Here is a 24686-nt window from a genome sequence, read left to right as displayed (position 1 = left end):
GCCGTAACCCCGCTCACCCGCCGATCATCTTCCCGACACCTGGTGATGGCACGGTGGCGGCGTGCGGGTCGATACGAGTGCGGAGGAGGCGGGGCGGGCCGAGTGGTTCCATCGCTGGTGTGCGGTGGTGGCGGGGCGGCTGCCGTGGGGGCTGGCCGGGGTCGTGCCCGCGACGTTTCTCGGCTTCGCGCTGATCAACGGGTGTACATTCGCGATCGATCTGATGCTGCTGACCGTGCTTCACAGTTGGTGGGGCGTGGGCCTGCCGGTCGCCGTGACCGTAGCCTATGTCTGTGCGTTCGGACTGAGTTACCTGGCGAACCGGACACTGAACTTTCGTTCGCACGCCGCGGTGGGCCCGCAGTTCACGGTGTACGTGGTGGTCGTGGTGATCAACTACCTGGCATTCATCCTGGGCGTGTCCAGCGTGTTGAACGCACTGGGCGTCGAATACCACATCGCCCGGATCACCGCCGGAGCCTGCGAGGCGGTCTACATGTACTGCGCCATGCGGTGGGTGGTCTTCCGGCGCTGACATCGGGCGGGCGCTCACGCACCGAGTGCCAGCGGCTCGTGATACCGGCGCGCGGGATCAGGGACGGGAACCGCGGCCAGCAGCCGCCGCGTGTAGTCCTCCCGGGGACGCCCGAAAACCTCGCCGGGCGTACCGGTCTCGACGACCGCCCCGGCCCGCAGCACCACCACCCGGTCGGCGACCTGATGCACCACGGCCAGGTCATGGCTGATGAACAGGCAGGCGAACCCGTACTCGTCGCGAAGGTCGGCGAACAGCTCGAGTACCTGCGCCTGCACCGAGACATCCAGGGCGCTGGTGGGCTCGTCGGCCACCACCAGCCGCGGCGCCAGCGCGAGCGCCCGGGCCAGCGCCACTCGCTGCCGCTGCCCGCCGGAGAGTTCACCGGGCCGCCGGGCGGCGTAATCGCCCGGCAGCCGCACGGATTCGAGCAGCCGCCCGACCTTCTCCCGCAGCAGCGACCCGCTCGCCACCCGATGCACCCGCAGCGGTTCGCCGATCGAGTCCTCGATGGTGCGCCGCGGATCCAGCGAGGCGGTGACGTCCTGGTGCACCAGTGCCACATGCTTGCGCAGGCCACGCAGCTCCCGGCCGCTCAGCCCGCGCAGCGACACCCCTTGCAGCACCACCTCCCCCGATTCGGCGGGCACCAGACCCAACGCGACCCGCCCGAGAGTGCTCTTGCCCGAACCGGATTCGCCGACCAGACCGACGATCTCGCGCGGCGCGACCGACAGCGATACGCCGTCCAGCGCCCGGAATCGCTTGCCGCGGGATCGGTAGACGACGCGGAGATCGCTCAGCGACACCACCGGTTCGGGCCCCTCGGTCGCATCGGGAGGGGCGAGTTCCAGATCCACGTCACCGGCGCCCTCGGGCAACGTGGGCACGGCCGCGAGCAGTGCGCGAGTGTAGGTTTCGCGCGGCGCGGCGAACAGGTCCCGCACGGGTTGCTGCTCCACCACCCGTCCGCCGCGCAGGACGACAACCCGATCCGCGATCTCCGCGACCACCCCGAGATTGTGAGTGATGAACAGGACCGCGGTTCCCTTGCGCCGCCGCAGCTCTCGAAGCAGTGCCAGAATCTCGGCCTGCACCGTCACGTCCAGGGCCGTGGTGGGCTCGTCGGCGATGAGCAGATCCGGTTCGCCGGAGAGCGCCAGCGCGATGACCACGCGCTGTTTCTGGCCGCCGGACAGCTGATGCGGATACCAGTCGACGCGTCGCTCCGGCTCCGGAATATCCACCAGGGCCAGCAGTTCCACCGCCCGGGTACGCGCATCGCGCGTCGAGATCGGCGCGTGCGCGCGCAGTGCCTGCGCGATCTGGGTGCCGATCCGCTGCACCGGATTCAGCGCGGTCTGCGGCTCCTGGAACACCATCGCGGCCCGCGTGCCCCGGACCGCACGCAGCTGGGCTTCGCTCGCCCCCACGATCTCGGCGCCGCTCAACCGGATCGATCCGGAGGCCGAGGCCCCGTCCGGCAGCAGCCCGAGCGCCGAGCGGGCGGTCAGCGACTTCCCGGAACCGGACTCCCCCACCAGCGCGACCACCTCGCCGCGCCGCACGTCGAAGCCGACCCGGTCCACGACCGTCCGTTCCCCGAACCGCACCGCCAGGTCCGAAATGCGCAGTACCACATCGTCACTCATCAGATCCTCCTCGCCCGGCCCAGCCCCTGGGCGATCAGCAGGAACCCGAGCGTGAGGCCCGCGACCACCACCAGGGGGCCGACGGCCATCGCCGGATTCGCGTCCATGTTCGAGACCGATTCGGCGACCACCGATCCCAGCGACGGCTGAGGTGGCCGCACACCGAGCCCGATGAAGCTCATCGCCCCGTCCACCGCCACGGCGATCGACATCGACAGCGCGAGTTGCACTCCCAGCGGTTCGAGCACGTGAGGCAGCACGTGCTTACGCAACGTCCACCAGACGCCCGCGCCGATCACCTCGGCGGCCTCGACGAACGCCTGCTCGCGCACCCGCAGGATGGCGGTGCGGATCTGGCGGCCGAACACCGGCGCCTCGGCGGCGACGATCACGATGATCACCGCGTGCGCGCCCGGCCCGGTGATGGCCGCCAGCGCGATGGCGAGAATCAGCGCGGGGAAGGCGAGAATCACGTCGAAGACGCGCTGCGCCACGGTATCCACCACCGGATGCAGGCTCGCGACCAGTCCGATCGCCGACCCGAGCACCGCGGCGAGCGGCACCGCGACGAATACGATCAGCAGGTCGATCCGCAGGCCGTGCAGCACCCGCGCGAACACGTCCCGATTGAGGTCGTCGGTGCCCAGCCAGTGCTCCGCGGAAGGCCCCAGCAGATTCGCCCCGGTGATCTGCGTGACGGGATCCTGGCGGCACAGCACCCCCGCGCACAGCCCCGCCAGCACGATCACCCCGACCAGGATCAATCCGGCCAATACCTGTCCGTGCCACAGAGCGAACCGCTCGCGCTCGGGTTCCGTTGCCGCCGAGCCGATGTCCCCGGCCGGCACGACCTCGGTCACGACCGGCCTCCGATCCGGATCCGCGGATCCAGCCACGCGTGCACGATGTCGGTGACCAGCTGCAGCGCCACGAAAACGGTCACCGACAGCAGCAACAGCACCTGCACGACCGGATAGTCGCGCCGATTGATGCCCTGTTCGATGAGCTGCCCGATCCCCGGCCACGCGAAGATGGCCTCGACGAGGACCGCGCCACCGAGCAGATGGCCGGTCTGGATGCCCAGGGCGGTCAGCACGGCGGGTAGCGCGTTGCGCAGCGCGCCGCGAGTCACTATGTGCCACTGCGAGATTCCCTGCGACCGCGCGGTCAGCACGTAGGGCCTGCCGAGTTCGGTGCGCAGCGACTCGGTGAGGAATCGGGTCAGGGCCGCGCCGACCGGCAGTGCCAGGCACACCGCCGGAAGCAGCAGATACTGTACGGCGATGTCCGGCCGCGCGATGAACCCGTCGGGCGGCACGCCACCCGCGGGCAGGACCGGGATCGCGACCGCGAACAGCAGCGCCAGCAGCACACCGGTCACGAAGGTGGGCAGTGCGACGGCAACCGTGTCGGCCGCCGCGATCACCGCGTTCAGCCACCGATTCGGCCGCACCACCGACGCCACTGCCAGCGCGAGGCTCACCACGACCGCGAGCGCCAGCGCGGCCGCCGTCAGTACCAGCGTGTTCGTCAGGCCCTGGCCGACCAGTTCGGAGATCTGCCCGCCGAGCACATAGGACCGGCCGAGGTCGAAGGTGGCCAGGCCGCCGAGCCAGCTCAGATACTGCGCCGGGATCGACCGGTCCAGCCCCAGCTGGCGCCGGATCGCCTCGACGCTCTGCGGCGTCGCGTCGGGACCGGCGAGAGTGGCGGCGGGGTCACCCGGAACCAGGCGCATCAGCAGGAAGATGAGCACCGAGGACAGGAACAGGACCAGCAGCGCGGAAGGCAAGCGCCGCAACAGATATCGGGTCACGACAGGAACGCCTCCGTCAGTACGGTCTCGCGGCGCTTGGTCCACGACACCCCGTGCAGCCGCTTGGACGCCGCCGCCTGGTTGAACCGGACGCCGATCTCGATGAGGAACAGTCCTTCCAGCAATTGGTCGCTGACGGCCCGATACGCCGCGACCGCCGCGGTGTCGGTACCGCCGCTGCGCCGCCACGCCGCGTCGGCGGCCGCGACATAGGCGGCGGATTCGTAGTGCGAGGCGTTCTTGCGGGCGTTGAACGGATAGGCGCTGACCGTGAGCGTCGACGGCACGAACTGCGCCCACGAGTGGTCGGTGACCCACAGGCCCGGATACTGTCCGCCGATCAGCTTCTTGACCGCGGTACCGTCGTCGTTCGGGTCGAGGGTCACCTCGATCCCGGCGTCGGCGAGATTGGCCTGCACGATCTGCGCGGTCGCCCCGTGCGACGGTGTGCTGGTGTTGTAGGACAGCGGGATCTGCGGCGGCCTACCCACCTGCGCGACCAGTTCCCGGGCTCTGCCCAGGTCGCGGGCGTACTTGGTGTTGCGCGCCGCGTCGTAGGCGGGCGAGTTCCGCGGCCACGGCACGTTCAGCGGATATCCGGCGCCGCGGAACACCTCCCCGATGATGCGGTCGCGGTCGAGGGCGTACGCGATGGCCTGCCGCAGCCGGACATCGGCCAGCGCCGGATGCCGCACGTTCACACCGACATACATCTGCAGTTCGGCGCCGTCGTAGGTGATCGACTTGAAACCCGGTCGCGCGGCGAGGTTTTCGATGTCACGCGGGTTCAGCCCGTGCGCGAGCCCGACCTGGCCCGACCGCAGCGCGTTGAGCTGCGCCTGACTGTCCGGAATGATCGACAATTGGACCCTGTCCAGGTACGGCCGCTCCGGCACCCAGTAGTGCTCGTTGCGCTCGAACACCAACCGGCTGTTGGGGATTCGGTCGACGAACCGGAACGGCCCGGTGCCGACGAAGGCGTCGCCGGTGGCCAGCCGACCGATGGTCTCCCGGTCCAGCATCGGCGCGGTGTCGAGCAGGTCGAAGATATTGCCCAGCGGGTGCGCGAATTTCAGCACGATGCGATGCGGCGCGCTGGTGTCGTACTCGGTGATCGCCGCCGCCGTACTCTTCAGCTGCGCCGACCATTTCGGGTCGGCGTAGGTGCGCAGCGCGAATTCGACATCGGCCGAGGTGAACGGGCGACCGGTGTGGAAGGTGACGTCGTCGCGCAGCTCCAGGGCGATCGAGAGTCCGTCGGGAGCCAGGCTCCACGACTTCGCCAGCAGCGGGCGCGGCTCCAGCCGGTCGTTGGGGTAGCGAATCAGCGACTCGTACACCAGGCCGATCAGCGCGGGCGTGGTCGCGGTGTTGGTGAGAATGTTGGCGGGCACGATATCCCACGGCGTGCCGACCTTCAGGGTACCGCCGCGCACGGGGGTGGCGTCGTCACCGGCGGCGTCGAGTTCGTGTACCGCCGAGGTGCAGGCCGCCGCGGCCCCGCCGCCGGCGAACGCGAGCGCGGCGGCGCCCGCCCCGCGCAGGAAGCTGCGGCGACCTATGATGCCGGGTGGTGAACTCATGGTTGGATCCTCGAAATACCGCCGGGGCCACTGTCGCGTGGCGACCGACTGCGATCCCGGCCGGTGCCGGGCGAAATATGCTGGGCCTCAGTCACATCCGCGACAACAGCAGCACGACGAGTCGCCCGGACCGATCCGGGGCGCGCGGCGTCGACTCGTGTGCACAGCGGTCACGGTAATCAGCCCCGGCCCGTCCGGCACCGGTTGCGCGCACCCTGCGCGAAACCCTGGCGATCCCGGTCGGCGCCGGGCTTCGCTGAAACGATGTCTGTGCCTGATCATGCCCGCGGCTACGAGAACTTCACCGGTACGATCGGGCGGACCACCGCCGACTCCAGCCCGCGGTGGACCTATCCGCCCGCCGCGCCCGCCGACGCGCCGAACATCATCGTGGTGCTGGTCGACGATATGGGCTTCAGCGACATCGGGCCGTTCGGCTCGGAGATCGAGACCCCGACGCTGGACCGCCTGGCCGAGCGCGGCATCCGGCTCACCAACTATCACACCACCCCGCTGTGCTCGCCGTCGCGGGCCGCGCTGCTCACCGGCATCAACCCGCACCGGGCGGGCTTCGGATTCGTCGCCAATGCCGATCCCGGCTATCCCGGGCTGCGGCTGGAACTGGCCGACGACGTGCTGACGCTGCCGGAGATCCTGCGCGCCAACGGCTACGCCACCTACGCCGTCGGCAAGTGGCATCTGGTGCGCGATGCCACCATGAACCCCGCGGCACACCGCGATTCGTGGCCGACGCAGCGCGGCTTCGACCGCTACTACGGGTCGCTGGAGGGGTTCAACTCCTTCTTCTACCCGAACCAGATCGTCTCCGACAGCTCGGTGGTCGACGTCGAGGCGTACCCCGACGACTACTACGTCACCGACGATCTCACCGACAAGGCGATCTCGTATCTGAAGGACCTGCGCGCGCACGATGCGGCGAAGCCGTTCTTCCTGTACTTCGCCCACGTCGCCATGCACGGCCCGCTGCAGGCCAAGCGCGTCGACCTGGAGAAGTACCGGGGACGCTACGCCGAGGGCTGGGATCGGCTGCGGCACAGCCGTTTCGCCGCCCAGCTCGCACAGGGCCTGTTTCCGCCGGGGACACAGCAGAAACCCCGCAATACCGAGCCCGGATACGAAGCGCAGGAATGGGATTCGCTGTCCGTCGAGCAACAGCGGCGCTTCGCGCGCTACATGGAGGTCTACGCCGCCATGGTCGACAACATCGACCAGAATCTGGGCCGGTTGCTGGACACGGTCGAACAGCTCGGCGAGCTGGACGACACCATCGTGGTGTTCACCTCCGACAACGGCGGCACCGCGGAGGGCGGCCCGGTCGGAACCCGCAGCTACCTGGCGGAATTCGCGCACGTCGATGATCCGGACTGGGTCGGTGACGTGCCGCACGACGAGGAGCTGATCGGCACCGCCCGGCTCGGCGTGCACTACCCGCGCGGCTGGGGCCAGGCGTCGAACACCCCGTTCCGGTTCTACAAGGGCCAGACCTTCGCCGGGGGCGTGCGCGTCCCGTTTCTGGTGTCGTGGCCGAACGGACTGCCCGCCGACGAGATTCGCCGCGAGTACAGCTATGTGACCGATCTGGCGCCGACCCTGCTGGAGCTGGCGGGTCTGCGGCGGCCGTCAGTGCGTAACGGCCTGCCCGCCAAGGAGTTCGACGGCGTCTCGGCCGCGCCGGTGCTGCGCGATCCGCGGGCCGCGTCGGCGCACGTCGAGCAGTATTCGGAGATGACCGGTCATCGCGGCTTCTACCGCGACGGCTGGAAGCTGCTGGCTCTGCACGAACCCGGCGCGGATGTCGACGCCCCGCGCTGGCAGTTGTTCGACGTGCGCGCCGATCCGACCGAACTGCACGACGTGGCGCACGAATTCCCCGGGAAGGTCGCCGAACTGGCCCACGCCTGGGACGAGGCCGCCTGGCACAATACCGTGTTCCCGCTGCTCACCCGCGCCGACCTGGCGCGGCGCAGACCCGAGGAGGCGCGGCTGGCCGAGCCGGTGCGGCTGCTGCCGGGCACCCCGACCCTGGAGCGGTACCGCTCGCAACGGCTGATCGCCTACCGCGACTTCACCGTCACGGCGGAACTGGCGGCTTACGTCGACGGGGACGAGGGCGTGCTGGTGGCGCACGGTGATCCGCAGGGCGGCTACCTGCTGTATGTCGAGAACGGCCGGGTCGTGTTCGGATTCAACGGCTATGGCCGCTACGTCACCGTCACGGCTGCGATCCCGGCGGGGGCGCGCGAGATCGGCCTCGCCGCGACGGTGCGGCCGAGGCTGCGCTGGGATTTCACCCTGCACATCGACGGCGTACCGGTGGGCAGCCTGCCCGATCAGGTGCAGTTGGTCGGAATGTCCCCGTGGACAGGGATTTCGGTCGGCGTGGACGCGCGCGGGCCGGTCGACTGGGACCTGCGCGCCCGCCGCGGCCCGTTCCGCTACACCGGTGACCTGCGCGCGATCACCTACACGCCGGGACCGCTGCGCGTCCCCGAGCGGACCGTCCGCGCGGTCGAGGCGGAGGCCGAACTGGTCGCCGAATAGGCGGGCGAACGGTCTGCACGGAAACGACCACGGCCCGGCGTTCGCCGTTGCAGGATGAGGATCGTGCACCGGCGCATTCCCTGGGTGGCGGCCGCGGCGATCGCGTGGACGGCCGCGGCGGCGTGGAGTGTGGCGACCGGATTGTTCGCCGCGGCCGACACCCGCTGCGGCGCCACCACACCGCGCGTGAACATGGCCGGTGGCTGGTGGGTCATCGTCACCCTCGCGGTCTGGACGCTGCCGTTCGTGCTCTGCGCGTTCGTGTTCCGCTCCCGCTGGGCCGTCCCGGCGGCCTGGGCGGCGGTCGTCGTCGACCTGATCGTGGTCGCGGCCATGTTCGCCCACCCGGTGCGATTCTGCTGGTGATTTCGGCCGCGAGCGCCGGGCAAACGATTTACCACGCGGTAATTCGGATCTCGTAACCTGTGCGACGTCCGTCTCATCGGGATGGCAAAAACGGTGGTCGCACCGGGTCCCGGATATGTAAACAAATGTAAAGTGCCCGAGAACCGGCCGTTTCCAAAGCATCACCGGAAACAGCGTCACCGCCCGCCCGGCCCGCCGGAAACGGCATCGGCCCAGGTCGCCTCCGCCCAGGTCGGGTGGGCCCCATGCCGCACAGTGACCACCACGTTTCCCCCACCTCACAACTCACCACGGGGCCGCGAGCGTTGTGAGAGAACCGTTTTGTCCCCTCCCCCGACGTCCTTACTCTCGGTGCAACAGCCCGGTTCACAGCTCGAAGGGGGCGTTGTGGTTAATTCGCATACAAAGGGTTCGACCCCCTCCGATACGAACGGACGATCCGCGGCATCCGGTGACGCACTGCTGCGATTGGGCAAATACTTCCACCGCGGCGAGGTCTCCGGCGATCTGCGCACCCTGCACAAGGTGGGCGGGCGCAGCGCAGACGAGTTCTACCGGGACCGGTGGGCGCACGACAAGGTGGTGCGCTCCACGCACGGCGTGAACTGCACCGGATCCTGCTCGTGGAAGATCTACGTCAAGGACGGCGTGATCACCTGGGAATCCCAGCAGACCGACTACCCGTCCGTCGGCTCCGACAAGCCCGAGTACGAACCGCGCGGCTGCCCGCGCGGCGCGTCGTTCTCCTGGTACACGTATTCGCCTGCGCGCGTGCGGTATCCGTACATCCGCGGCGTGCTGCTGGAGATGTACCGCGAGGCCAAGGCGGTGGTGAAGGATCCGGTGGCGGCGTGGGAGTCGCTGGTGGAGGACCCGGAGAAGGCGAAACGGTACAAGTCGGCCCGCGGCAAGGGCGGCTTCGTGCGCGCCGAGTGGTGGGAGGCGGCCGAGATCGCCGCCGCCGCACACGTTTACACCATCAAGCGGTACGGCCCGGACCGGGTGGCAGGGTTCTCGCCGATCCCCGCCATGTCGATGGTGTCGCACGCGGTGGGCGCCCGGTTCATCTCCATGCTCGGCGGGTCGATGCTGTCGTTCTACGACTGGTACGCGGACCTGCCGGTGGCCTCGCCGCAGGTGTTCGGTGACCAGACCGACGTCCCGGAGTCCGCGGACTGGTTCGACGCGGGCTACCTGATCATGTGGGGCTCGAACGTTCCCGTGACCCGCACACCCGACGCGCACTACATGACCGAGGCCCGGTACCGCGGCCAGAAGGTGGTGGTGGTCTCCCCCGATTACGCCGACAACACCAAGTTCGCCGACGAATGGGTGCCGGCGCGGCCGGGAACCGATGCGGCCCTCGCCATGTCGATGGGCCACGTGATCCTGAAGGAGTTCTTCCTCGACCGGGACACGCCCCGCTTCCTCGACTACGTCAAGCGCTACACCGACCTGCCGTTCCTGATCACTCTGGACGAGCGGGAGGGCGGCTGGAACGCCGACGGCGAGTATCGCGGCCATGCCTTCGCCCCCGGAAAATTCCTCACCGCCGCCGATCTCGGCCACAGCGGCGAGGGCGCCGCGCACCGCACGGTGCTGCTGGACGCCGACGGCGAGCCCGTGGTACCCAACGGCACACTCGGCGACCGCTTCTCCGCGTCCGGCACCGGCCGCTGGAATCTGGACCTGGGGGACGTCGATCCCCTGCTGACCCTGCACGGCCACACCGACGACGCTGTGGCCGTGCAGTTCCCCCGCTTCGACGACGGCGAGGGCGTACTCACCCGCGGGGTGCCGACGAGAATCGTCGGCGGCAAACGGGTGACGACCGTCTTCGATCTGCTGCTGGCACAGTACGGCGTGGGCCGACCCGGTTTGCCGGGCATCTGGCCGACGGGCTACGACGACGCGAGCGAGCCCTACACGCCCGCCTGGCAGGAGGCCGTCACCGGCGTGCCCGCCGTGCAGGCCGCCCGGATCGCGCGGGAGTTCGCCGACAACGCCGACCGGTCCGGCGGCCGCTCGATGATCCTGATGGGCGCCGGCACCAACCACTGGTTCCACTCCGACCAGATCTACCGGTCGTTCTTCACCCTCACCCTGCTCACCGGCTGCCAGGGCGTGAACGGCGGCGGCTGGGCGCATTACGTCGGGCAGGAGAAGTGCCGACCCGTGACCGGCTGGGCCACACTGGCTTTCGGCCTGGACTGGCAGCGCCCGCCACGGCAGATGCAGGGCACCATCTTCTGGTACCTGGCCAACGACCAGTGGCGCTACGACCCGTTCACCGCCGAAACCTTCTCCTCCCCCATGGCCCCGGGCCGGTTCGCCGGGCGCACCGCCGCCGACAACATCGCGCTCGCCTCGCGGCTGGGCTGGATGCCCAGCTACCCGACCCTCAATCGAAATCCGCTCGACCTGGTGGACGAGGCGGAGGCGGCGGGCAAGACGCCGCAGGACTATGTGGTCGACGGGCTGAAGTCCGGCGAACTGCGGTTCGCCTGCGAGGACCCGGACGCGCCGGAGAACTTCCCGCGCTGCCTGACCGTGTGGCGGGCCAACCTGCTCGGCTCCTCCGGCAAGGGCAACGAGTACTTCCACAAGCACCTGCTGGGCACGGACTCGAACCTGCAGACGACCGACGTGGCCGGGGTGCGCCCGCAGGAACTGGAATGGCGCGACCAGGCGGCGACCGGGAAGCTGGATCTGCTGCTGTCGCTTGACTTCCGGATGACCTCGACCACGCTGTTCTCCGACATCGTGCTGCCCGCGGCCACCTGGTACGAGAAGCACGATCTGTCCTCCACCGACATGCACCCGTTCGTGCACGCCTTCTCCCCCGCCATCTCCCCGCCGTGGGAGGCCAAGACCGACTTCGAGGCGTTCCACCGCATCGCGCGCGGCTTCTCCTGGCTGGCCGAGAAGCACCTCGGTGTGCGCAAGGATCTCGTCGCCGTCGCGCTGCAACATGACTCGCCCGACGCGCTGGCCCAGCCCGGCGGGCGGGTGCTGGACTGGAAGGCCGGGGAGTGCGAGCCCGTTCCCGGCAAGACGATGCCGAAACTCGTTGTGGTGGAGCGGGACTACCCGAAGCTGGCCGAGAAGATGGCGGCCCTCGGGCCGCTGATCGAGACGCTGGGCGTCACCACCAAGGGCGTCACCACCTATCCCGACACCGAGGTCGAGTATCTGGCCGGAGTCAACGGCACCGTGATCTCCGGTGCGGCACAGGGTCGTCCGTCACTGGCCAAGGACACACACGCGGCGGAGGCCATCCTGGCGCTGTCCGGCACCACCAACGGGCGGCTCGCGGTGGCGGGGTTCGAGGCGCTCGAGCGGCGCACCGGAACCCGGCTCGCCGACCTGGCCGCCGAACACGAGGGCAAGCGAATCACGTTCGCCGACACGCAATCCCGGCCCGTTCCGGTCATCACCTCGCCGGAGTGGTCCGGCTCCGAGACCGGCGGGCGGCGGTACTCGCCGTTCACCATCAACACCGAGCGGCTCAAGCCCTGGCACACCCTCACCGGCCGCCAGCACTTCTACCTCGACCACGACTGGATGATCGAACTCGGCGAGCAACTGCCGATCTTCCGCCCCCCGCTGGACATGTCCGCACTGTTCCGTGAGCCGGGGGTGGGGAGCGTCGGTGACAACGGCGTCACCGTCCGCTACCTCACGCCGCACTCCAAGTGGTCGATCCACTCGGCCTATCAGGACAACCTGCACATGCTCACGCTCTCGCGCGGCGGTCAGGCGATCTGGATGTCGGAGAAGGACGCCGCGAAGATCGGCGTGGCCGACAACGACTGGATCGAGGCGATCAACCGCAACGGGATCGTCGTCGCCCGCGCCATCGTCAGCCACCGCATGCCCGAGGGCACCGTGTTCATGTACCACGCGCAGGACCGCGCCGTCGATGTCCCGCGCATCGAGGGCACGCCGAATGTCAACGGCGCCAAGGGCAAACGCGGCGGCATCCACAACGCGCTGACCCGCATCATGATCAAGCCCTCGCACCTGATCGGCGGCTACGCGCAGCAGTCGTTCGCCATCAACTACCACGGGCCCACCGGCAACCAGCGCGACGAGGTCACCACGATCCGGCGCCGCTCGCAGCAGGTGGCGTACTGATGCGCGCGCCTCGTGGACGGAAGGAGTACTGACATGCGCGTCATGGCACAGCTGGCCATGGTGATGAACCTGGACAAGTGCATCGGGTGTCACACCTGCAGCGTCACCTGCAAGCAGGCGTGGACCAACCGGGGCGGCACCGAGTACGTGTGGTTCAACAACGTGGAAACCCGTCCCGGACAAGGCTATCCGCGGCGGTACCAGGACCAGGAGAAGTGGAAGGGCGGCTGGACCCTGAACCGCCGGGGCCGCCTCACCCTGAAGTCCGGCTCGCGAATGAAGCGGCTGCTCAACATCTTCGCCAACCCGGACCTGCCCACGGTGTCGGACTACTACGACCCGTGGAGCTACGACTACGACAATCTGCTCAGCTCCCCCGCCATGGACACCACGCCGGTGGCCCGGCCGAAATCGCTGATCACCGGCGAGGACACCAAGGTCACCTGGGGCGCCAACTGGGACGACGACCTGGGCTCCGGGCCGGAGCAGGTCGGCCGGGATCCCTTGCTGGGCAAGCTGTCCGAGCAGGTGAAGCTCGAGTTCGAGCAGACCTTCATGTTCTACCTGCCGCGCATCTGCGAGCACTGCCTCAACCCGTCGTGTGCGGCGTCCTGCCCGTCGGGCGCGATCTACAAGCGCGCCGAGGACGGCATCGTGCTCGTCGACCAGGACAAGTGCCGCGGCTGGCGGCAGTGCGTCACCGGCTGCCCCTACAAGAAGATCTACTTCAACCACAAGACGGGCAAGGCGGAGAAGTGCACCTTCTGCTACCCGCGCGTGGAGGTCGGCATCCCGACCGTGTGCTCGGAGACCTGCGTCGGACGACTGCGCTACATCGGCGTCATGCTCTACGACGCCGACGCGGTGCTCGAGGCGGCGTCGGTCACCGACGACAAGGACCTCTACCCGGCGCAGCTCGGCGTGTTCCTGAACCCGCACGACCCCCGGGTGATCGCCGAGGCCGAGCGGGCCGGGATCTCGACGGAATGGATTCAGGCGGCGCAGGATTCGCCGGTGTACAAGCTGATCGTGGACTACCAGATCGCGCTGCCGCTGCATCCGGAATACCGCACCATGCCGATGGTCTGGTACGTGCCGCCGCTGTCGCCGGTGGTGGACGTGCTGTCGGAGACCGGGCACGACGGCGAGAACATGGCCAATCTGTTCGGCGCCATCGACGCGCTGCGCATCCCGGTCGAATATCTCGCCGAGCTGTTCACCGCCGGTGAGGTCGGCCCGGTCCGGGCCGCGCTGCAGCGGCTGGCGGGCATGCGGGCGTTCATGCGCTCGATCAACCTGGGCCAGGAACCCGACCTCACCATCCCCGAGGCGGTGCGGCTCGAGCCCGAGGAGATCGAGGCCATGTACCGGCTGCTGGCCATCGCCAAGTACGAGCACCGCTACGTGATCCCCAGCGGTGCGACTTCCCGTGCGCACGAACTGGATTCGCTGGCGACCGGATGCAGCCTGGACAACGACGGCGGACCCGGGATGACCGCGTTCGACGTCATGGCGGACAAGTTCCACCTCACCGACACCAATGATGCCGCGCCCGAGGAGAAGTCGAGCCGGGTGAATCTGCTCAACTGGGACGGGAAGTCGACCAGCGGGCTGCTGCCCGAGCGGAACGGGCACAACGGGTCGGGTCTCGATGCCGACGGAGCGAACGGGGCCGACGGTCCGGCTGTGGGCATGGTCGGCGCCAACGGCGATCACAACGGCGGTACCGCGAACGGCGCGGCGAACGATATCGCGGAGCCCGAGCCGACCGGGGCGAGTCGATGAGCGTTCTACCGGCCGCCGTTCCACCGCACCGCGGCGGAGCCGAGCTGTGAACCTGCTGAAAGTGCGGCGACGCCCCGGGCCCGCGATACCGATCTCCGAGCGCGACCGCCGCCTGGTGTGGCGGATCGCCGCCCTGCTGCTCGACTACCCCGGCCGCGAAACCCTGGCGCTGGTCGGCGAATTGTCCGGCGCCACAGCAGAACTGCCGCCGCAGGTGCGCGAGAACCTGGACCGGTTCCTGCGGCACCTGTGCGACACCGACCCGCTGGCGCTCGCGCAGCAGTACGTCGAGACATTCGACCTGCGCCGCCGCGCCAGCCTGCACCTGACCTACTACGCCTACGGCGACACCCGCAAACGCGGCATGGCGCTGCTGCGCTTCAAGCACGCCTACCGGCACGCGGGCGTCGAACTCGACGACAGCGAGCTGCCCGATCATCTGCCGGTGCTGCTGGAATTCGCCGCCACCGTAGACCCGATAGGTGGCGAACGGCTGCTCGGCGAGCATGTCCCGGTGCTCGAGCTGCTGCGATTGTCGTTGTCCGACAGCGGCTCTCCCTATGCGGACATCCTCGCGGCGGTGGTCGCGACCCTGCCGCCGCTGACCACCGCGGACCGCCGCCGCATCGCCGAACTCGCGGCGCAGGGACCGCCGGAGGAGGAGGTCGGGCTGGACCCGTTCGCCATGGACCCCTCGCTGTTCACCGGATCGGAAGGCCGCCGATGACCACCATGCTCTGGATGACGCTGCCCTACGTGGCGTTCACGTCGTTCCTGCTCGGCCACCTGTGGCGCTACCGTAATGACCAGTTCGGCTGGACCACCAGATCCTCGCAGATCTACGAGAGCCGGCTGCTGCGGCTGGGCAGTCCGCTGTTCCACTTCGGGATGCTCGGCGTCATCGGCGGACATGTGCTGGGCGTACTGATCCCCGAGTCCTGGACCGCGGCGATCGGCGTCTCCGAACACCTGTATCACCTGGTCGCGGTGTCGGCGGGCACCGTCGCCGGGGTGGCCGTCATCGCCGGCATCGCCATCCTGCTGTACCGTCGCCTGACCGTGCCCGCGGTGCGGCAGGCCACCACCACCAACGACAAGGTGATGTACGCCCTGCTGGCGGGCGCGCTGATCACCGGCCTGCTCAACACCGTCGGCAGCAACCTGCTGTGGGGCCGTCACAACTACCGCGAAACCGTATCCCCGTGGTTCCGGAGCCTTTTCACCCTGCACCCCGAACCCGATCTCATGGTCGGCACCCCCTGGACCTTCCAGGCCCACGGCCTCATCGTCCTCACCCTCATCGGCCTCTGGCCCTACACCCGCCTGGTCCACATGTTCAGCGCACCCCTCGGCTACCTCGTCCGCCCCTACGTCGTCTACCGCAGCAAGGAACACAACGCCGCCGACAAACGCCGCTACGCCCGAGCCTGGGACTCCCCGGTGATCCCCCCGACCAGAACCCGCTGAACCCGCACTATTGTGGCTATAATAGGAGGCGGAATTATGGCCACAGGAGGCGAGATGCGAGTCGGGGTGCGCGATCTACGCGATGCGTTGAGTCGCCATCTGGCCATGGTGCGGGCAGGTCACACCGTGACGGTGACCGATCACGGCACGGTCATCGCCCGCATCGTGCCGGCCGGGCAGCCGACCGCCCTGGAACGATTGATCGAAGAAGGCCGAGTCAAGCCTGCCGCACGGCCCAGGCGGCACGCCCCGGAGCCGATTCGGACCGAGGGCTCGGTGAGCGATCTCGTTTCCGAGCAACGCCGATGATCGCCTACCTCGACACCTCGGGGTATGTGCCGCTGCTCGTCGCCGAGCCCAGCACGTCCTGCTGCCAGGAACTGTGGAATACCGCCGATAGCGTCGTCACCTCCCGACTCCTCTACGTCGAGACGGCGGCGGCCCTGGCCCAAGGCACCCGGCTCGGGCGGCTGACCGAAGCGCAGCACGCCGACGCCCTTCGGTTACATCTGCGCATGTGGCGGGAGTTCGATGTCATCGAAGCCGACGATCGAGTCACCGAGCGCGCCGCCGTACTCGCCTTTCAGCTTGCCCTGCGCGGCTACGACGCCGTCCATGCCGCTTCGGCCGAAGAACTCGACGATCCCGATCTCGTTTTCGTCAGTGGCGACCGCAAACTCCTCGAAGCATGCTCGAAACTGGGTTTGACCACCGCCGACACGAACACACCACAGTAAGAATCGGGGATTTCGACCACCCCTGGACGCTCGCTTATGTAGGGGAGCGTTGTGGCGATGTCGGGAAGTCGGGCGGAGCGGTGTACTTGTGGCATGACGACAACGACGCAAGCAAGTACCGCTACCTCCGCGCTGGGCTCCGCTTCCCTTGTGGTGGCTACCATTTCGACCGGGCTGCTGGCCGGGGTGTTCTACGCCTATGCCAGTTCGGTGATGTTGGCGCTGCGGCAGGTGGATGATCGGACGTTCGTGGATGTGATGAACCGGATCAACGTGGTGATAGTCAATCCGGCGTTCATGTTCGGGTTTCTCGGCTCGATCGTGTTCACGGGGGTGGCGGCGGCGCTACACCTGCGGGGAGATCAGCGGACGGTGCTGTGGTGGATTCTGGCGGCGCTGGTGCTCAATGTGATCAGCTTTCTGATCACGGCCGGTGGCAACATTCCGCTCAACAATCAGCTCGCCGATACCTCGGGTGGTGATTTCGCCGCACTGCGCGAGCAATTCGAGGATTCGTGGGTGCGGCTGAACATCCTGCGCGGTGTCGCCAATACCGCCGCCATCGGCGCCCTGGCCTGGGCACTGCGGTGCGCCGGGCGTGGATGAGGGCCCGGTCAGGGGCGTACGGCCGTCTCCCGATGTCGCGCTCAGGCGGCGGGCAGGAAGCGGCCGGTGCGCCGGCGCCCCAGTGCCTCGCCCGCTTGTCCGTCGCCGAACACGTAAGCGCCGCCGATGAATACCGCCGACACCGCGGCGTCGTTGCGGTTCACCATGCGGGACAGATTGCCGTAGTACGGGACCGTCTGCTCGGCGTACGCGTCGAGGCGCTCGTCCAGGTGTCGCGGGTCGACGACCACCACGTCGGCGCGGTCGCCGACGCGCAGGTGCCCGGCGTCCAGGCCGTACCAGTCGGCGAGCTCGCCGGTGAGGCGGTGTACGGCCCGCTCGATGGTCAGGAAGGGCCGCGCCGACTCCTGCGCGTCCCGCACCCGGCGCAGCAACCGCAGCCCGAAGTTGTAGAAGGCCATATTGCGCAGATGCGCGCCCGCGTCCGAGAAGCCCAGCTGCACACCGGGATCCGCGGCGAACCTGTCGAGCACGCGCGGCCGGTGATTGGAGATCGTGGTGCGCCAGCGCACCTTGCCACCGTACTGCACGACCAGATCCAGGAAGGCGTCCACCGGATGCAGGCCGCCGCGATCCTGCCCGACCTGCCCGAAGGTCTTGCCGATCACGGAACTGTCGGGGCAGTCGACGATTTCGGCGTCGAAGAAGTCGCGATGCCACACCCGCGGGCCGAACCGCTTGTCGTAGTCCTTGCGGAACCGCCGCCGGTACGCCTCGCTGCGCAGCAGTTCCTCGCGCTCCGCCAGCTGGTTCGACAGGTGCAACGCCGCTGCGCCGGAACCGAATTCCTCGAACACCACCAGGTCGATGCCGTCGGCATACACCTCGAACGGCACCGGCAGGTGCTGCCAGCGGAAGTCGCCACCGAGTGCGTTCATCACGCGCGCCAGCGCGGGGAAGATGTAGGCGATGAACGGGATCGCCTTGATGTCCGCGGCCGACAGCAGGCTCACCTTCAGCGGTTCGCGCCAGAGGCCGAGGCTGCTCGCCGCCATGGTCAGCAGGCTCTGCGGGCGCGAGACGTCCGGCCCGCCCTGCAGCGCGCGATGGCGCTCGCGCAGCACCGTGTTGAGGCGGCGCCGCTCGCGGGTCGTCGCATAGGTGGAGGGCAGGGTGCGCGAGCGGCACAGTTCGCCGTCGAGCTTGTCGAACAGCAGCTGCTGCGACGACATGCCGATGAAGCCCGCGTCGAGGGCCTCGACCAGCTTGTGTTCCATCGCCGCGACCTCGTCGGCGCCGGGTCGCACGTCCTTGCGGGTGGCGCGGTCCAAGCCCATCTCGGCGGCGCGCACGTCCGAATGCCCCAGGAAGCACGCGACATTCGCGCCGAGCGGCAACTCCTCCAGCGCCGCGGCGTACTCGTGGGCGCTGCGCCACGTCTTCAGATCGCCGACGGCGTCGATGACGTGGCGGCGCGGGATCGCCTCCACCCGGCCGAACAGATCGCCCGCGACCTCGGCGTCGACGTGCACGGTCGACAGCGAGCAGGAGCCGAGCAGCACCGTGGTGACGCCGTGACGGACCGATTCCGACAGGGTGGGGTCCAGCAGCACCTCGACGTCGTAGTGCGTGTGGATATCGATCATGCCGGGCAGCACCCATTTGCCTTCGGCGTCTATCACTGTGCCGCAACCGGTTTCGTCGAGCGGCACCGCCGAGACGGTGGCGACGCGGCCGTCGCGGATGCCGAGGTGCCGGAGGGCGGACGGCGCGCCGGTGCCGTCGAACCAGCGGCCGCCTTTGATGATGCTGTCGTACATCGTGTTTCCTCTTTCGGTGCCCGGGGACACTCGCCGTCAGAGCGTTATCTCACGACGGACGACCTTTCCGGTGGCATTGCGCGGCAACGGTTTGTCGGTGATCGTCCAGCGGGCGGGCACCTTGAAGTAGGCCAGCCGTTCGGCGGCGAAATCGCGGAGCGCCGCCGGGGTGACGGCCGCCGGATCGCCGACGACCACGACGGCGGCGACCTCCTGGCCGAGATCGTCGTGCGGGACGCCGAGCACCGCGGATTCGAGCACCGCCGGGTGCTCGTCGAGCACGTTCTCGATCTCGGTCGGGTACACGTTCTCCCCGCCACGCAGGATGAGATCGCTACGGCGGCCGGACAATCGGAGCCGACCCTGCTCGAGGATGCCGAAATCGCCGGTGCGCAACCAGCGTTCGCCGTCGATCGCCGCCGCGGTGGCCTGCTCGTCGTCCCAGTAGCCGAGCATCACGTACGGGCTGCGGATGCAGATCTCGCCCTCCGTGCCGTCGGGCACCGGCGTGCCGTCCGGGTCGCGGATCTGCACGGCGACGCCGAGGATGGGGCGGCCGACCGTGTCCGGGTGCGCCGCCAGCTCGGGCGGCGTGGCGACCGTTGCGGCCGTGCCGCTTTCGGTCAGGCCGTAGCTGGTGGTCAGCGCCACCTGCGCGACGGGCAGCCGCTCGCGCAGCCGCTGATGGAACGCGGGTGAGGAGGGCGCGGCATTGAGCGAGAACGCGGCCAGCGACGACAGGTCGTAGCCGGACAGGTCGTGTTCGAGCAGCCGGCTCGCCATCGTCGGCACCGCGCCCCAGTTGGTGACCCGCTCCCGCTCGACCAGGCGCAGCACCCGATCGACCTGGAACGAGCCCTGATGGATGACCACGGCGGCGCCGGTGGCCAGGCGCGGGATGACCAGGTTGTGCAGGCTGGCGATGTGGAACAGGGGTGAGGTGAGCAGGAAACGCTTGTCGCTGGGCTCGTGATGGGGCAGTCCGCGCAGGCCCGCCACCATCGCATCGGTGAACCGGTGATAGTCGGTGACGGCCACCAGGTTCCGATGCGAATGCACGACGCCCTTGGGGCGGCCGCTGGTGCCACTGGTGTACAGGATCACCGCGGGATCGTCCTCGGCGACGGCCGTGCGAGGGTGCGCGCCGGAGTATTCGGCGATCAGTCGCGGGAGATCGTGCTCCATGGTGAGCACGGGAATGACAGAACCTCGGCCCTCGGCTCGGCTCGAAATGTCACCGAGTCGCCGGGCTCGCTTCGCATCCGCGATCACCACGGCCGGGCGGGTGTGCCCGAGGGCGTATTCGATCTCCCGGGGAGCCCACCAGGCGTTGTATCCGACGGCGATCGCGCCGAGGCATTGGGCCGCCCAGAACGTCACCACCCATTCGGGGGTGTTGGCCGCCAGGATCGCGACGCGGTCGCCCTTGCCGACGCCGTATCGTTGCGCCAGCGCCTGTGCGAGCGCTCCCGCCGCGGCCGCGTGCGCACCGAACGACATCCGGGCATCCGCGGTGACGAGGTACTCCCGCTCGCCCCAGGCGGCCGAGTCGTCCAGCATCTCCCCCAGCGAGCGACGCCGCGTGCGCATCACCGGGATCGGCGCGCCCAGCACCTCCTCGACGGCCGATTCGAAGGGGCCGCCGGGACCGGTCAGCTCGGCGGTGACACGGGCCGCGACGGCTTGCGGGTCAACGGTATTCGTCAAGGCACACTCTCCTCCGCGCCGCGTCGCCGCCGGGTACGTCGTTCACCCGTACGAGTCGTTCATCGCGGGCCCCGAGCCGGACGCGGTCCCGAGACTCTAACTAGAACTCGTTGCAGTTATCGTGGCGTGGGACACACCGTAGCACCTGACGCGACCCCGTGACCACGAGTCCGGCGGAGTCGAGACAACACCGCCTACTTGGGCGGCAGGCCGCGTGCGTAGGCGACGCCGCGTTGTATCCACTGGTCCAGCGCATCGTCGTCGGCCACGACCTCCGAATCCACGCGCAGCCAGTTGCGCATCGAGCGGCCGCCCATGACCATCGGCGCGACATGCTCCCCGTCGGCCAGCCCGGCGGCCTCGTCCGGGTCGACCCGGACCATCAGACCGCCCTTGCCGCTGGCCGCGACGGCCATATTGCCGCCGACCAGGAAGGCCAGCCCGCCGAACATCTTCTTCTCCACCGTCTCGGGCAGGGCCGGGCCGAGCAGGTCCCGGATGCGGTCCGCCAGTTCCTCGTCGTAGGCCATACCGCATTGTGACCCCGGCCACCGACAGGTTCGGCCGCGCGCAGAATTCACCGAGAATTCCCCAGCGACGGCGAGGTGGGCGGTTGCCCAGCCACAGCGGGTGGACCAGCATCCGATCTCATGCCGTCGAATCGCCTGAACCCGGCCGGCGATATTCCCGACACGGGGATCCCGGAGCCGCTGGCCGCCACCCTGACCATGGCCGAGCAGTACGAGTGGCACCGCGCGCACCTGCGCCGGCACCCGGTCTCGCGGCGCAATTTCCTGCGCGGCTCGGCCGCGGCGGCCGCCGTCGCGGCGGTCGGCGCCACACCGTTCGCGGGCCGCGCGTACGCCGAGGACGCGCGGCTGATCGTGGGCGGGCGGCGCGTCGGTTTCGGCGCCGATGCCGCCGGCCAGCTCCGGTTCTCGGCACAGTTGTCGCGAAACCCGCACGGCGCGAGGGTAATTCTCGAACACGGCCCGACGCCCGCGCTGGGTGCGAGCGTCGAGGCGGAGGTCCGCGATCTGGTCACCCAGATCCCCAGCAGCGACGGCGGCGTGCTCGCCGCCGAACAGTTCTACGTACATGTGCCCGTCGACGGGCTGCCGGGCCGGATGCCGCACTTCTATCGGTGGCGCACCTCCGACGGCTTCACCAGCGAGGTCAGCGCGGCGTCGACCGCCATGCCCACCGCGCGAAACGCGGTGCTGCCCTTCCGTTTCACCATGATGGGCGACCAGGGGACCGACGAAACGCCCACCCAGCCCGGCGGGGTGGCCCCCGGCGACTACGACGACATGTACTACAAGGCGGACAACGACCCGACCGTGCGCCATGCCGACAACGTCATGCGCCAGATCGTCGCCGCCCGACCGGATTTCCACATCCTCGCCGGAGACATCGCCTACGCCGATCCCTCCGGCGCGGGCAAGAACGCGCAGTTCGTCCCCGCGGGCGGCGTCGCGCCGAGCGGCTTCGACAAATTCAATCCCTATGTGTGGGACGTGTATTTCGGCGCGATCGAGCCCAGCGCGTCGACCACGCCGTGGATGTTCGCCACCGGCAACCACGACATGGAGGCCGCCTACGACACCCACGGGTACGGCGGTCACCTCGCGCGGCTGGACTTTCCGGGCAACGGGCCGTCGGGCTGTCCCTCGGCGTACTCGTTCACCTACGGCAATGTGGCGGTGCTGTCACTGGACGCCAACGACGTCTCCGCCGAGATCCGGGCCAACACCGGATACTCCGGCGGAGCCCAAACCGGTTGGGTGGAGCGGACTCTCGCCGCCTACCGGGCCGATCCGAATATCGATTTCCTTGTCTGCTTCTTCCACCACTGTGCCTACTCGACCACCGATTCGCATGCCAGTGACGGTGGTCTGCGCGCGGCCTGGTGCGACCTGTTCGACCGCTACCGGGTCGACCTGGTGCTGCAGGGCCACAACCACATCTTCGAGCGCACCGACCCGATCCGCGCCGGACGTCCCGGCAAGGTCGCGGGTGACAATTCGATCGTGTACCCGGAAACGGACGGCACCGTGTACTACACGGTGGGTGGCGGCGGACGTCCCCGCTACGGCTTCCAGCCGGGTTCGCAGGAGACCTACCGAGGGCATGAGGTAGCCGACACCACCGTCCCCAACAGCTACGTCTGGACCGTCGGCGGCGACAAGCAGCACGAGGCCGCACCCTGGTCCCGGGTGCGATTCCGCAACTACTCGTTCATCCGGGTCGACGTGCGGCCGGGCTTCTTCGCCAGTGAGATGGACGTGGTCGCGGTCGACGAGTACGGGCGTGAGTTCGACAAGGTCACATACCGGCGGCAGGTGCGTGCCTGAAGGTAGGCGTCAGACCCCCAGGGCGGCGGCGAACGTCGGCCAGGAGTCGTGCACGTCGTCCTGCCAGTAGGGCCAGGCGTGGGTACCGGGGCGGAAGACCACGTCGGCCGGGATGCCCAGGGCCGCAAGGCGATCGGCCAGGACCCGGGTGCAGCCGTTGACCACCGACTCCATCACCCCGCCCACCGCGAGCCGGTCGGCGAGCTTGCCCGCGTTACCGGCGATCGACGGGTCGGCGAGATTGTCGTGCACGCCCGCACCGCCGTTCCCGGCCGAGATGTAGAGGGCCGTGCCGCGCAGGCGGTCGGCGTTGAGCACCGGGTCGTGGGCCGACCAGGCCGGATTGTCCGGCGCGCCCCACATGTTCGCGGCGTTCGCGCCGAAGATGCCCAGCTGCGAATGTACGTAGGCGCGCGCCACCGGATCGCTGGTGCGCGGGCAGCCGCTGTAGGAGCCGACCGCCTGATACTTCCCCGGCGCCTCGATCGCCAGATCCAGGGCCGAGGTCGCCGACATCGACGTTCCCGCAACGGCATTGCGGCCGGTCATCTCGAAGTGCTGTTCCAGCAGGGGCGGCAGCTCGTGCACCAGGAAGGTGGACCACTGGTTGCGGCCCAGCACCGGGTCGTCGGAGACCCAGTCGGTGTAGTAGCTGGCGCGCCCGCCCATCGGCACGACCACATTCACCGGCTTGTCGGCGAAGAACTGCGCGACGTCGGTGCGGGCAGTCCACGGACCGCCGTCCTCGCCGCCGTCGACGGCGTTGAGCAGGTACAGCGCCGGGGCCGGGGCGCCGGGATGCGACACCCACACCGTGATCGGCCGGTGCATCGCGGCCGAGTACGCCACCACCTCGAACTGGCGGCCGCCGAGCGGGCGCACCTCGAGGATGGCCGGGCCGTCGCCGGGAGCGGCGACGGCCGAGACCGGCACAACCATGGCAAACATCGCGAACAGGACCGTCAGGCAGCGCATGAGCCGGGACATTGATGCAGTATCGCACCGTGGCACAGGGAAACTCGCCGAGGCCGGGGCGCGTGTCCGCCGACTGGGCAATCGACCAGCGCGGCCCTGTCGCTCATCCGCGGTCGTGCGCCTCCTGCAACACCGCCACGTCGATCTTCGACATGGTGCGCAGGGCGGCGCCCACGGCCGCGCCGCGCTCACTGTTCAGCAATGTCGGCAGCGCCGCGGGCACCACCTGCCAGGACAGGCCGTAGCGGTCGGTCAGCCAGCCGCACGGGCCGGGCGCCCCGCCCTCGGTCAGCGCGGACCACAGCCGGTCGACCTCGTCCTGGGTGTCGACGACGACCTGGATGGACGCCGCGTCCGACAGCGGGTGGTCCGGTCCGCCGTTCATCAACGTGACGGCGTGTCCGGCCAGTTCGAGGGCGACGATGAACGCCGATCCGTCGGGGTTGCGGGTGATGTCGGTGATGCGGGAATCCGGCACGGTCGCGGTGTAGAACTCGGCCGCCCGCTCGGCGTCGCGTTCGAACCAGAAGAAGGTGGTGACGCTGGTCATGAGGTGCTCCTGTGGGTTGTTCCGACGTGCTGTCACCCTTCGGTCGGAGCCGCCCGCCCCGTTTCGACATACC

At 69.0% G+C, this 24686-nt stretch carries 20 protein-coding genes; 11 read left to right on the top strand and 9 right to left on the bottom strand.

The features are described 5' to 3' along the window. Positions 1-61 precede the first annotated feature (61 nt). Positions 62-535, top strand: coding sequence for a GtrA family protein (locus tag NWFMUON74_RS07110; protein ID WP_187687162.1), 474 nt, complete (start codon positions 62-64; stop codon positions 533-535). 14 nt (positions 536-549) lie between these two features. On the opposite strand, the gene NWFMUON74_RS07105 is transcribed toward NWFMUON74_RS07110, so the two are convergent. From NWFMUON74_RS07105 to NWFMUON74_RS07090, 4 genes are read right to left on the bottom strand one after another with little or no spacing between them, the layout of a single operon-like run. Continuing rightward, positions 550-2187 (bottom strand): dipeptide ABC transporter ATP-binding protein, encoded by a 1638-nt coding sequence (locus tag NWFMUON74_RS07105; RefSeq protein WP_187687161.1) that lies wholly within the window; start codon positions 2185-2187, stop codon positions 550-552. Further along, positions 2187-3047: an ABC transporter permease gene (locus tag NWFMUON74_RS07100; RefSeq protein ID WP_425300798.1), complete on the bottom strand. Its 861-nt coding sequence runs from the start codon at positions 3045-3047 to the stop codon at positions 2187-2189. The genes NWFMUON74_RS07105 and NWFMUON74_RS07100 overlap by 1 nt, the downstream gene beginning before the upstream one ends. After that, positions 3044-4003 carry an ABC transporter permease gene (locus tag NWFMUON74_RS07095; protein WP_187687160.1) on the bottom strand — a complete coding sequence of 320 codons (960 nt, stop codon included), beginning with the start codon at positions 4001-4003 and terminating at the stop codon, positions 3044-3046. The genes NWFMUON74_RS07100 and NWFMUON74_RS07095 overlap by 4 nt, the downstream gene beginning before the upstream one ends. Continuing rightward, positions 4000-5586 carry an ABC transporter substrate-binding protein gene (locus NWFMUON74_RS07090; RefSeq protein WP_187687159.1) on the bottom strand — a complete coding sequence of 529 codons (1587 nt, stop codon included), beginning with the start codon at positions 5584-5586 and terminating at the stop codon, positions 4000-4002. Before NWFMUON74_RS07090 ends, NWFMUON74_RS07095 begins: the two co-directional genes overlap by 4 nt. A gap of 264 nt (positions 5587-5850) precedes the next feature. Between NWFMUON74_RS07090 and NWFMUON74_RS07085 the strand changes: the two genes are divergently transcribed. The 9 genes from NWFMUON74_RS07085 to NWFMUON74_RS07045 all read left to right on the top strand — a co-directional run bounded on the left by NWFMUON74_RS07085 (position 5851) and on the right by NWFMUON74_RS07045 (position 17246). Then, positions 5851-8148, top strand: coding sequence for an arylsulfatase (locus NWFMUON74_RS07085; protein ID WP_187687158.1), 2298 nt, complete (start codon positions 5851-5853; stop codon positions 8146-8148). Positions 8149-8202: 54 nt separating this feature from the next. Beyond that, on the top strand, positions 8203-8514 hold the full coding sequence (locus tag NWFMUON74_RS07080) for a hypothetical protein (protein WP_187687157.1): 312 nt from the start codon (positions 8203-8205) through the stop codon (positions 8512-8514). A 462-nt stretch (positions 8515-8976) separates the two neighbouring features. Then, positions 8977-12651, top strand: coding sequence for a nitrate reductase subunit alpha (locus tag NWFMUON74_RS07075; protein ID WP_232111120.1), 3675 nt, complete (start codon positions 8977-8979; stop codon positions 12649-12651). Between the two features lie 42 nt (positions 12652-12693). Further along, positions 12694-14436, top strand: coding sequence for a nitrate reductase subunit beta (gene narH, locus NWFMUON74_RS07070; protein ID WP_232111119.1), 1743 nt, complete (start codon positions 12694-12696; stop codon positions 14434-14436). Between the two features lie 46 nt (positions 14437-14482). Further along, positions 14483-15163 (top strand): nitrate reductase molybdenum cofactor assembly chaperone, encoded by a 681-nt coding sequence (narJ, locus tag NWFMUON74_RS07065; RefSeq protein ID WP_187687154.1) that lies wholly within the window; start codon positions 14483-14485, stop codon positions 15161-15163. Beyond that, a complete protein-coding gene (gene narI / locus NWFMUON74_RS07060) occupies positions 15160-15903 on the top strand; it encodes a respiratory nitrate reductase subunit gamma (RefSeq protein ID WP_187687153.1) in 744 nt (247 codons plus the stop codon). The genes narJ and narI overlap by 4 nt, the downstream gene beginning before the upstream one ends. A gap of 36 nt (positions 15904-15939) precedes the next feature. Further along, positions 15940-16212 carry a type II toxin-antitoxin system Phd/YefM family antitoxin gene (locus NWFMUON74_RS07055; RefSeq protein ID WP_232110888.1) on the top strand — a complete coding sequence of 91 codons (273 nt, stop codon included), beginning with the start codon at positions 15940-15942 and terminating at the stop codon, positions 16210-16212. Further along, the gene (locus tag NWFMUON74_RS07050) at positions 16209-16640 is read left to right on the top strand and encodes a type II toxin-antitoxin system VapC family toxin (protein ID WP_187687152.1); all 432 of its coding nucleotides are present in this window, start codon (positions 16209-16211) and stop codon (positions 16638-16640) included. The genes NWFMUON74_RS07055 and NWFMUON74_RS07050 overlap by 4 nt, the downstream gene beginning before the upstream one ends. Before the next feature lie 93 nt (positions 16641-16733). Continuing rightward, positions 16734-17246, top strand: coding sequence for an anthrone oxygenase family protein (locus NWFMUON74_RS07045; protein WP_187687151.1), 513 nt, complete (start codon positions 16734-16736; stop codon positions 17244-17246). Positions 17247-17287: 41 nt separating this feature from the next. Here the strand turns inward: NWFMUON74_RS07045 and NWFMUON74_RS07040 are convergent, their stop codons facing one another. From NWFMUON74_RS07040 to NWFMUON74_RS07030, 3 genes are all read right to left on the bottom strand, one after another. After that, positions 17288-19027, bottom strand: coding sequence for an N-acyl-D-amino-acid deacylase family protein (locus tag NWFMUON74_RS07040; RefSeq protein ID WP_187687150.1), 1740 nt, complete (start codon positions 19025-19027; stop codon positions 17288-17290). A 36-nt stretch (positions 19028-19063) separates the two neighbouring features. Then, positions 19064-20734 (bottom strand): steroid-24-oyl-CoA synthetase, encoded by a 1671-nt coding sequence (gene casG, locus NWFMUON74_RS07035; protein WP_187687149.1) that lies wholly within the window; start codon positions 20732-20734, stop codon positions 19064-19066. 194 nt (positions 20735-20928) lie between these two features. Beyond that, positions 20929-21264, bottom strand: a complete 336-nt coding sequence (locus NWFMUON74_RS07030; protein ID WP_187687148.1) for a TfoX/Sxy family protein — start codon at positions 21262-21264, stop codon at positions 20929-20931. A 120-nt stretch (positions 21265-21384) separates the two neighbouring features. Here NWFMUON74_RS07030 and NWFMUON74_RS07025 point away from each other — a divergent pair, with 120 nt between their 5' ends. After that, positions 21385-23088 carry a metallophosphoesterase gene (locus NWFMUON74_RS07025; protein ID WP_187687147.1) on the top strand — a complete coding sequence of 568 codons (1704 nt, stop codon included), beginning with the start codon at positions 21385-21387 and terminating at the stop codon, positions 23086-23088. Between the two features lie 9 nt (positions 23089-23097). Here the strand turns inward: NWFMUON74_RS07025 and NWFMUON74_RS07020 are convergent, their stop codons facing one another. Both NWFMUON74_RS07020 and NWFMUON74_RS07015 read right to left on the bottom strand, forming a co-directional pair. Beyond that, on the bottom strand, positions 23098-24075 hold the full coding sequence (locus NWFMUON74_RS07020; RefSeq protein ID WP_187687146.1) for an alpha/beta hydrolase: 978 nt from the start codon (positions 24073-24075) through the stop codon (positions 23098-23100). Between the two features lie 91 nt (positions 24076-24166). After that, positions 24167-24613 carry a VOC family protein gene (locus tag NWFMUON74_RS07015; protein WP_187687145.1) on the bottom strand — a complete coding sequence of 149 codons (447 nt, stop codon included), beginning with the start codon at positions 24611-24613 and terminating at the stop codon, positions 24167-24169. Positions 24614-24686: the final 73 nt, after the last annotated feature.

The organism is Nocardia wallacei (assembly GCF_014466955.1).
GTDB classification, from domain to species: Bacteria; Actinomycetota; Actinomycetes; order Mycobacteriales; family Mycobacteriaceae; genus Nocardia; species Nocardia wallacei.
The sequence above is the reverse complement of the archived record's forward strand: the minus strand, read 5'-3'. Positions and strand labels throughout refer to the sequence as shown.